Genomic DNA, 9321 nt, shown 5'->3' with positions numbered 1-9321 from the left:
CGGCCTGTCACGCCGGGGGTCGCGGGTTCGAGTCCCGTCCACTCCGCCACTTATATTAAGCCTCAGTCGAAAGACTGAGGCTTTTTTCGTTCTGGTTCCCCCGACTTACCTGAAACTCACTTTCATATTGAAACCTTGCATCGAGAGGCCGGCTTCCCTCTGGCGATGCTTTCTAAGCCCTGTTATGAGTGAAGTGGAACGCAGTTTTGTGTGGTTTCTGCAGTCTCGAGCGCTAGTTTTGAGCCCCTGTACTTAACTTACCAAAGCTTCCTTTATTATTACCTGGAGAATTTATTCACTAGGTTATGTTATTTTCGGGGGAGGTTTCTCTTCACATGGTTTTAATATCGTCGTGAACGAGCTAGCATGTAACTCTGTGCCTTAGTCTTAGCCTTATTCCGATACCAAGCTCTAACCAAAGCTCCTTTTATTCGATATTAGAAAATCTAGTTATGTGACAGAGTTTAATTGTTTGAAGTGTCGCTTGTTTCTAATTTGAAAACAGGACGACTTTGAATACAAGTTTAGTCTCACTGAGATCAAGAGGGAGGGGGGCTACATTTCTGTTAAGGCTTTGATCTACCTGAATGCTAGCTCAGTTTTATCTTGGTGAGGTTGCTAACCTGTTTGGGTTCTGAACGCAATTACCCTAAATGCCTCTTTCTCATAAAAATACAAACTCGCTCATTGCTAAGTATTGTGGAAGTTTAGCTTTGATGTTTGCGAGGAGCCTATATTGCCAAGGGAAGAGAAGTGATACAGATGAAAATGGGTAAATTAAAAGGCTCGTCTATGAATACTATCTATCAGCAATAGTTAGTATCTATGACAATGTAGCGTAGCGATTCTTCGTATATTTGATGGTATATCAAAGAATAAGGAGCATTCGTCCTTGAAGGGGAGTCTGAAAATTAGTTATGAAAAAAGCAGCTAGGTAGCTGCTTTTTATCTATTAAGTTACGTGTCTTTAAGAGTCCACTGGCTCCGTATGTTCCGGAGTGGTTATTGCTTGGTTGTTCTCTTCCATCTTCTTCTCTTCTGCTTTTGCTTTTTCAATCATTGGAGTGATTGTTGAGCCTTGAATGAGGATAGAGAAAACAACGACGGAGTAGGTCATTACAAGAATAATCTCTTTTACATCGATTAACTTATCTTGAATCACCCAAATACCAGATGGAATAGAAAGTGCCATCGCTAGTGCTAGGCCTCCGCGTAAACCGCCCCACGTCAAAATACGCACTGACCATGGATTATATTTTCTGTAACGTTTAAAGCCTATGTAAGAAAGAAATACACTTAGATAGCGAGCTGCTAGTACAAGAGGGACTGAAATAGCCATCATGATCCAGTCTTCTTTGTGGAATTCAAATAGCAGCATCGACATACCGATCAGTAGGAATAACACGCCATTCAAGAATTCATCAACAAGCTCCCAAAAATGGTCAAGGTGATCTTCACTCTCTTTTGAAAAGCCAATAAAGCGTGTCCAGTTGCCAATCATAATACCGGATACAACCATTGCGAGTGGGCCTGATACATGGATGTATTCAGCAAATGCGTAACCTGCTGTTGGGACACCAATGGTAAGTAACAATTCCATTGAGTGATCATCGGTGGCACTGATCAAGTAGTGGAATAGCAAACCGAGGACGAAACCATATGCGATACCACCGATAGCTTCTTGGATGAAGAGTAAGGTGACACTACCTACAGTTGGTGCCTCAGTGCCAAATGCAATCGTAAATAGAGTGACGAAGATAACCAAACCGAAGCCATCATTGAAGAGCGATTCTCCTTCAATCTGAGTGGAGATACGTTTAGGAGCATCGAGTTTTTTCACAATAGCCAATACAGCGATTGGGTCAGTTGGCGATATTAGAGCACCAAATAGTAAGCAGTAGACCAAATCAAATTGGATGCCAATTAACTGACAAAACCCATACAGCGCAAATCCAATAAAGAACGTAGAAAACAGTGTAGCTCCAAGGGCTAAAACAGTGATCTCCCACTTCTGATCTTTAAGGTTCGGGAGTTTGATGCCTAGTCCACCAGCAAATAGTAAGAAGCCAAGAATGCCTTTGAGCAAGAAATCTTCGAAGTTAATCCTTGTGACCGTCTCCGTCGCAATTTCGGTGAGATGGAACCAGTTGTTTTGACCCGCAATTAAGATTAGAAGTGAAAGCACCATTGAACCTGCGGTAATCGCAATGGTGGTTTGCATCTTTCCTATCTTGCTGTTTACAAAAGCAATTAGCATCGCAGCTGCGGATAGAAAACATAAAGTATGATAGACCGACATAGAGCTCTCTATTTGTAACATTTTATGAATGGAATTCTCGGCTGATGCTGCTTAAATAGCAAACATTTTTTCGTGATTATTTTGTAAGTTAAGAAGGAGATAAAATAATCATTAATTCCACGTTTAGACGTCTAGACTCCTGAAGTTTGTGTGATAGGATGGAAAGATAACTAAAGGAATGAGGCTGTACTGTGGGAAGTAACGTAAGACAACAGATTGAAGCTCAATTGAAGCAACGTATTCTTTTGATTGATGGTGGTATGGGAACCATGATTCAAGGGTACAAACTTGAAGAGCAAGACTATCGAGGAACGCGCTTTGCGGATTGGCATTGTGATCTAAAAGGTAACAACGACCTGTTGGTTCTAAGTCAGCCTCAACTTATCAAGGACATTCACGCTGCATATTTAGAAGCGGGTGCAGATATTCTCGAAACCAACACGTTTAACGCAACAACCATTGCGATGGCTGACTACGAGATGGAAAGCCTAAGTGAAGAAATTAACTTTGCTGCTGCCAAGCTTGCACGTGAAGTTGCAGACGAATGGACCGCAAAAACACCCGATAAACCGCGTTATGTCGCAGGGGTTTTAGGGCCGACGAACCGCACTTGTTCTATCTCTCCTGATGTAAACGACCCTGGATATCGAAATGTTTCTTTCGACGAGTTAGTTGAGGCTTACTCTGAATCGACTCGAGCGCTGATTAAAGGTGGTTCTGATCTTATTCTTATCGAGACCATCTTCGATACGCTTAACGCTAAGGCTTGTTCATTTGCTGTTGAAAGTGTGTTTGAAGAGATGGGTATTGAGTTACCTGTGATGATCTCGGGGACTATTACTGATGCTTCCGGTAGAACATTATCCGGTCAAACCACAGAAGCGTTTTACAACTCATTACGTCATGTTAAACCGATTTCGTTTGGTTTGAACTGTGCACTTGGCCCGGATGAACTGCGTCCTTATGTTGAAGAGCTCTCGCGTATATCAGAATCTTTTGTTTCCGCTCACCCAAATGCTGGGCTTCCGAATGCATTCGGCGAATACGATTTGTCGCCAGAAGATATGGCTAAGCATGTTAAAGAGTGGGCTCAAAGTGGCTTTTTAAACTTGATTGGTGGGTGTTGTGGTACAACTCCTGAGCACATTCGCCAAATGGCACTCGCGGTTGAAAATATCGCCCCTCGTCAATTACCTGAACTTCCCGTTGCTTGTCGCTTGTCTGGCCTGGAGCCACTCGCTATTGATAAAGACTCTTTATTTATCAATGTCGGTGAGCGTACGAATGTAACCGGTTCTGCGCGTTTTAAGCGCTTAATTAAAGAAGAGCTGTACGATGAAGCGCTCGATGTGGCTCGTCAACAAGTTGAAAATGGCGCTCAAATTATCGATATCAACATGGATGAAGGCATGTTGGATGCACAAGCTTGTATGGTTCGCTTTTTAAACCTTTGTGCGTCAGAACCTGAAATCTCAAAAGTACCAATCATGGTTGACTCTTCCAAGTGGGAGGTTATTGAAGCCGGTCTTAAGTGCATCCAAGGCAAAGGCATTGTTAACTCGATCTCTCTCAAAGAAGGCAAAGAGAAATTCGTTGAACAAGCTAAGTTGATCCGCCGTTACGGTGCGGCTGTGATTGTGATGGCGTTTGATGAGATTGGGCAAGCAGATACACGTGAGCGCAAAGTAGAAATTTGTACCAACGCTTACCGAATTCTTGTTGATGAAGTGGGCTTTCCACCAGAAGACATCATTTTTGACCCCAACATTTTTGCCATTGCTACGGGGATCGAGGAGCATAATAACTACGCGGTGGATTTCATTGAAGCCGTTGGCGATATCAAACGTGATTTACCACATGCGATGATATCTGGTGGTGTTTCTAACGTCTCATTCTCTTTCCGTGGCAATAACTATGTACGTGAAGCGATTCACGCGGTGTTCCTCTACCACTGTTTTAAAAATGGTATGGATATGGGGATTGTGAATGCGGGTCAGTTAGAAATCTACGATAACGTGCCTGAAAAATTGCGTGAGGCTGTGGAAGATGTCGTTCTTAACCGTCGTGATGACGCCACTGAGAGATTGTTAGATATCGCGGCGGAATATGCAGGCAAAGGGGTAGGTAAAGAGGAGGATGCCTCTGCACTTGAGTGGAGAACTTGGCCTGTTGAAAAGCGTTTAGAGCACGCGTTAGTGAAAGGAATAACTGAGTTCATCGTTGATGATACCGAAGAGGCTCGTGTCAACGCTTCAAAGCCATTAGAGGTGATTGAAGGCCCACTAATGGATGGGATGAACGTCGTCGGAGACTTGTTTGGTGAAGGTAAAATGTTCCTTCCTCAGGTCGTAAAATCTGCACGAGTGATGAAGCAAGCAGTCGCGCATCTGGAGCCCTACATCAATGCAGAAAAGCAGGTGGGACAAACAAACGGTAAGATTTTGCTAGCGACGGTCAAAGGTGATGTACATGATATCGGGAAAAATATCGTTGGCGTTGTATTGCAGTGCAATAATTATGAAATTATTGATCTTGGTGTCATGGTTCCTTGCGAAAAGATCTTAAAAGTAGCGCAAGAAGAAAACGTCGATATTATTGGTTTATCAGGGTTGATCACGCCTTCATTAGACGAAATGGTGCATGTTGCAAAAGAGATGGAGCGTCTCGACTTTAACTTACCTCTTCTCATCGGTGGCGCAACAACGTCAAAAGCCCATACAGCAGTTAAGATTGAGCAAAATTACAAGCATCCAGTGGTTTACGTGAACAACGCCTCACGTGCAGTGGGCGTATGTACTTCTCTTCTGTCAGATGAACGTCGCCCTGAATTTGTTGAAAAACTTGAAGCTGATTACGAACGAGTACGTGATCAACATAATCGAAAGAAACCGAGAACCAAACCAGTGACATTAGAAGCGGCTCGAGCGAATAAAGTTGCGATCGATTGGGAAGCTTATACTCCTCCAGTGCCTGTTAAGCCTGGCATTCATATCTTCGATGATTTTGATGTGGCTATATTACGTCAATACATCGATTGGACACCATTCTTTATGACTTGGTCACTTGTGGGTAAGTATCCAACAATTTTCCAACATGAAGAAGTTGGTGAAGAAGCAAAACGTTTATTCGAAGATGCCAACGAGTTACTTGATCGAGTTGAGCGAGAAGGCCTGTTAAAAGCGCGTGGAATGTGTGGCTTATTCCCTGCTGCGAGCGTGGGGGACGACATTGAAGTTTATACTGATGAAACTCGTACCGACGTTGTGAAAGTATTACGTAACTTGCGACAACAGACCGAGAAACCAAAAGGATTCAACTATTGTTTATCCGACTACATCGCACCTAAAGAGTCGGGTAAACATGATTGGATAGGGGCATTTGCTGTCACTGGTGGTATTGGTGAACGAGAGCTTGCTGATGAATACAAAGCACAGGGAGATGATTACAACGCAATTATGATTCAAGCGGTGGCGGATCGCCTAGCCGAAGCGTTTGCTGAGTATTTGCATGAGCGTGTCCGTAAAGAAATTTGGGGTTATGCAGCTGATGAAGATTTATCTAACGATGATCTCATTCGTGAAAAATACCAAGGTATTCGCCCTGCGCCGGGTTATCCCGCGTGTCCTGAACATACTGAAAAAGGACCGCTTTGGGAGTTACTTAATGTGGAAGAGAACATTGGTATGACTCTAACCTCCAGCTATGCAATGTATCCGGGCGCGTCAGTCTCTGGTTGGTATTTCTCTCATCCTGACTCACGTTACTTTGCGATCGCACAGATCCAAGAAGATCAGCTAGAGAGTTACGCCGATCGTAAGGGGTGGGATAGGATCGAGGCTGAAAAATGGTTAGGGCCAAACATTAACGGTTAAATTGATGTTTACCTCGTCCAAATGTAACAACTAATGAAACGACAAAGGACTGCAAATACGCAGCCCTTTGTTTTATTGAGTTGAACTTACTTCTCAAACAACTCGGTGTGGAGTTTTTGTATGGCTTGTTTCGATACTGATTCATGGAGCAAGAAGCATAAGTTGTGAGGGCTAGCGCCATAACAAATCATGCGTAGGTTAAAATCTTCTAGCGTGCCAAAAACCTGTTTCGCGTAGCCTTTACTCTCACTCATGTTGTTACCAATGAGAGCAACGAGGCATAGGTCATGTTCAACTTCTACCTTACATAGCTCTTCTAACTCTTCTCGTACAGCTTGCGGCAGCTGCGGCGCGCCGCCGGATGTATCGGTTTGATCAAGTGTTAACGATACACTGATTTCAGATGTTGTGATCAAATCGACAGAGATCTTATGCTTTGCAAGGATCTCAAAGACCTTTGCTAAGAAGCCGTATGCGTGGAACATATTGGCGCTGCGTAGCGTTACCATGGTTTGGTTACAACGCAAAGCTAGCGCACGGAATAACGGTGAGCTTTCGACTTGGTGGCGAATCCAAGTTCCCCCTTTTTCTGGCTCTTTCGATGACCCTACAAATACCGGAATGTCGTGGCGTAATGCGGGTACTAGCGTAGAAGGATGAAGGATTTTAGCGCCAAAGTTAGCCATTTCTGAAGCTTCACTAAAGCTGATCTCAGGAATTGGTGAGGCTTTTGGCGCAATTCGCGGGTCTGTTGTGTAGATGCCCGGAACATCAGTCCAGATTTCTAGCCCTGCCGCTTTAACGCTCTCAGCAATTAAGGCGGCGCTGTAATCGCTGCCCCCTCGACCTAATGTTGTTGTATTACCGGCTTCGTCAGATCCTATGAAGCCTTGAGTAACAACAACGGATTGTTGGCAAAGTGGTACGAGTTTATCTTGCGCAAGCGTCGAAATTGCTTCAATGTTTGGCTCCGCGCGACCAAAGTTGTCATCAGTACGCAGCACATCGCGGATATCAAAGCGCACAGCTTGAATGCCTCGCTCACACATTAACTGAGTTAGAATATGCGTCGACATGAGTTCACCACATGCGACTAAATGATCGGTTAACTTCGCACTAGCTTGGATAGATGCAGCCTCGGCCAGGCTGGTTACGGTATCTAATATGCCATACACCTCGGCAGCAGTTTTCGTGCTGTCTTCGAGCTGAGTTAAAATGGCGTCATGAATGTTGGCCAAATTTTGTAGCAGCTCAGTACGGTGCGTTTGATCCTGAACACCGTTGGCGAGTTCTACCAATAGGTTGGTGACGCCAGAGCAAGCGCTGCTCACGACCAGGCGAGTATTTGGATTGTTTTCGATAATGGTGGCGCAACGACTCATTGCCTCAAAGTTGGCAACACTGGTTCCACCGAATTTAGCTACGTTAAATGCGCTCACTGCGTTCTCCCACGGCTTCCTAAAAAATTGTACATCCAATGTTTAGTGAGAAAAGGAACAGAGCAAAAAGAGAGGTATTTAGAATGCTATTTGAAAAATTTACCCTCAGAAGCCCTTCATCAGACTGCGCTGATGACAGTTGATGGGATTCAGCCCAATTCAACCGACAAGTCAAATCCTGCAACTTTGACTTACCTCGGCACTACTCCCCCTCAATGATTGGTGTTGGAATTGCGGTTCCACAAATCATCTACCTGGGTAGCGCTCCTCTTCTACATAAAGCTCAAACATTGAACGGTTTTGAGGCCTTAATGTCAATCAATATTTCAACCTTTATGGTGTTTTTTATTAACGATTTTGTGACACTGGTTTGACCTCCATACTTACGGCTAATTGCTGATAGAGGAAAAATCTATTAGGGTGAAGAACCCTACACCTGAGCCATGTTATTGAATAGAACTTTTAGAATGCTCAGGATAAAAGATAATCAAGGAGCTGACATGTCGATCCAAAGCTTTATTCCGCCTCACCGTATTTTAATGGGACCTGGTCCTTCTGATATTTATCCTCAAGTGTTACAAGCACTAAGCCGTCCTACTGTAGGTCACCTTGATCCTCTGTTTATCGGTATGATGGATGAGCTCAAGCAGCTATTGAAGTATGCCTTTCAAACTGACAATGAGTTCACTATTGCGGTTTCAGCGCCAGGTAGTGCAGGGATGGAAACCTGCTTTGTAAACTTGATCGAGAAAGGCGATAAAGTGATCGTTTGCCGTAATGGTGTATTTGGTGAACGCATGCGCGAAAATGTCGTCCGTGCTGGTGGTGAAGTTGTTATCGTCGATGATGAATGGGGGACGCCTGTTTCCATTGATAAAGTCGAGCAAGCACTCGAACAGCACCCAGATACAAAAATTCTTGCTTTTGTGCATGCGGAAACCTCAACTGGTGCAGTCAGTGATGCTCAAGCATTGGGTAAGCTCGCGAAACAGCATAATGCATTATCTATTGTTGATGCGGTGACATCGCTTGGTGGTGTGCCGTTAAAAGTGGATGAATGGCAACTGGATGCGGTTTACTCTGGTAGTCAAAAATGTTTGTCATGTGTACCTGGACTCTCACCAGTGACGTTTTCTCCTGCCGCGATTGAAAAGATTCAAGCAAGAACAACACCAGTACAGAGTTGGTTCCTCGATCAGAGTTTAGTTTTGGGGTATTGGAGTGGAGAAGGCAAGCGTAGTTACCATCATACGGCGCCAGTTAATAGCTTGTATGCGCTTCATGAAGCTTTATTGATACTGAAAAATGAAGGATTAGAAAACGCTTGGGCTCGTCACCAACTGATGCATGAAAAACTCAAAAATGGCTTACAAAAGTTAGGATTTGAATTTGTTGTGGACGAAGCCCATCGGTTGCCACAATTAAATGCGATTTACGTGCCTGAAGGAATTGATGAAGCAAAAGTTCGTGCTCACTTGCTAGAAACCTATAACCTAGAAATTGGTGCAGGCCTTGGGGCATTAGCTGGTAAAGCGTGGCGTATTGGCTTAATGGGTTACGGCGCTCGATCTGAAAACGTTGCGCTGTGCTTAAAAGCGTTAGAAGAGTCACTCACTGAATAAAATCATACAGCAATGTGACCCGTCCTGATATGGGTTGACACTTTTTAACTAAAACGCTCGATGTACTTCATCGGGCGTTTTGTATTTTA

At 44.0% G+C, this 9321-nt stretch carries 4 protein-coding genes and 1 riboswitch; of the genes, 2 read left to right on the top strand and 2 right to left on the bottom strand.

Going from position 1 to position 9321, the window contains the following annotated elements; translation table 11 throughout:
- Positions 1 to 967 precede the first annotated feature (967 nt).
- Positions 968 to 2299, bottom strand: coding sequence for a cation:proton antiporter (locus R7Q11_RS24100; protein WP_042523512.1), 1332 nt, complete (start codon positions 2297 to 2299; stop codon positions 968 to 970).
- A gap of 191 nt (positions 2300 to 2490) precedes the next feature.
- Here R7Q11_RS24100 and metH point away from each other — a divergent pair, with 191 nt between their 5' ends.
- Positions 2491 to 6171 (top strand): methionine synthase, encoded by a 3681-nt coding sequence (gene metH, locus R7Q11_RS24095; RefSeq protein WP_136977033.1) that lies wholly within the window; start codon positions 2491 to 2493, stop codon positions 6169 to 6171.
- Positions 6172 to 6257: 86 nt separating this feature from the next.
- Here metH and lysC read toward each other — a convergent pair whose 3' ends face one another.
- Positions 6258 to 7610, bottom strand: coding sequence for a lysine-sensitive aspartokinase 3 (lysC, locus tag R7Q11_RS24090; RefSeq protein WP_042523508.1), 1353 nt, complete (start codon positions 7608 to 7610; stop codon positions 6258 to 6260).
- Between the two features lie 101 nt (positions 7611 to 7711).
- Positions 7712 to 7890: riboswitch (Lysine riboswitch) on the bottom strand.
- 220 nt (positions 7891 to 8110) lie between these two features.
- Between lysC and R7Q11_RS24085 the strand changes: the two genes are divergently transcribed.
- Positions 8111 to 9232, top strand: a complete 1122-nt coding sequence (locus R7Q11_RS24085; protein WP_017821323.1) for a pyridoxal-phosphate-dependent aminotransferase family protein — start codon at positions 8111 to 8113, stop codon at positions 9230 to 9232.
- Positions 9233 to 9321 lie beyond the last annotated feature (89 nt).

The sequence above is a fragment of the Vibrio sp. 970 genome, from assembly GCF_033339075.1.
Note: the sequence above shows the minus strand (reverse complement) of the source record. Positions and strands in the feature narration are given on the sequence as shown.

Bases quoted from the DNA above. Each gene is read 5' to 3' on its own strand.
- R7Q11_RS24100 (WP_042523512.1), bottom strand. From the start codon at position 2,299: ATGTCGGTCTATCATACTTTATGTTTTCTATCCGCAGCTGCGATGCTA.
- R7Q11_RS24085 (WP_017821323.1), top strand. From the start codon at position 8,111: ATGTCGATCCAAAGCTTTATTCCGCCTCACCGTATTTTAATGGGACCT.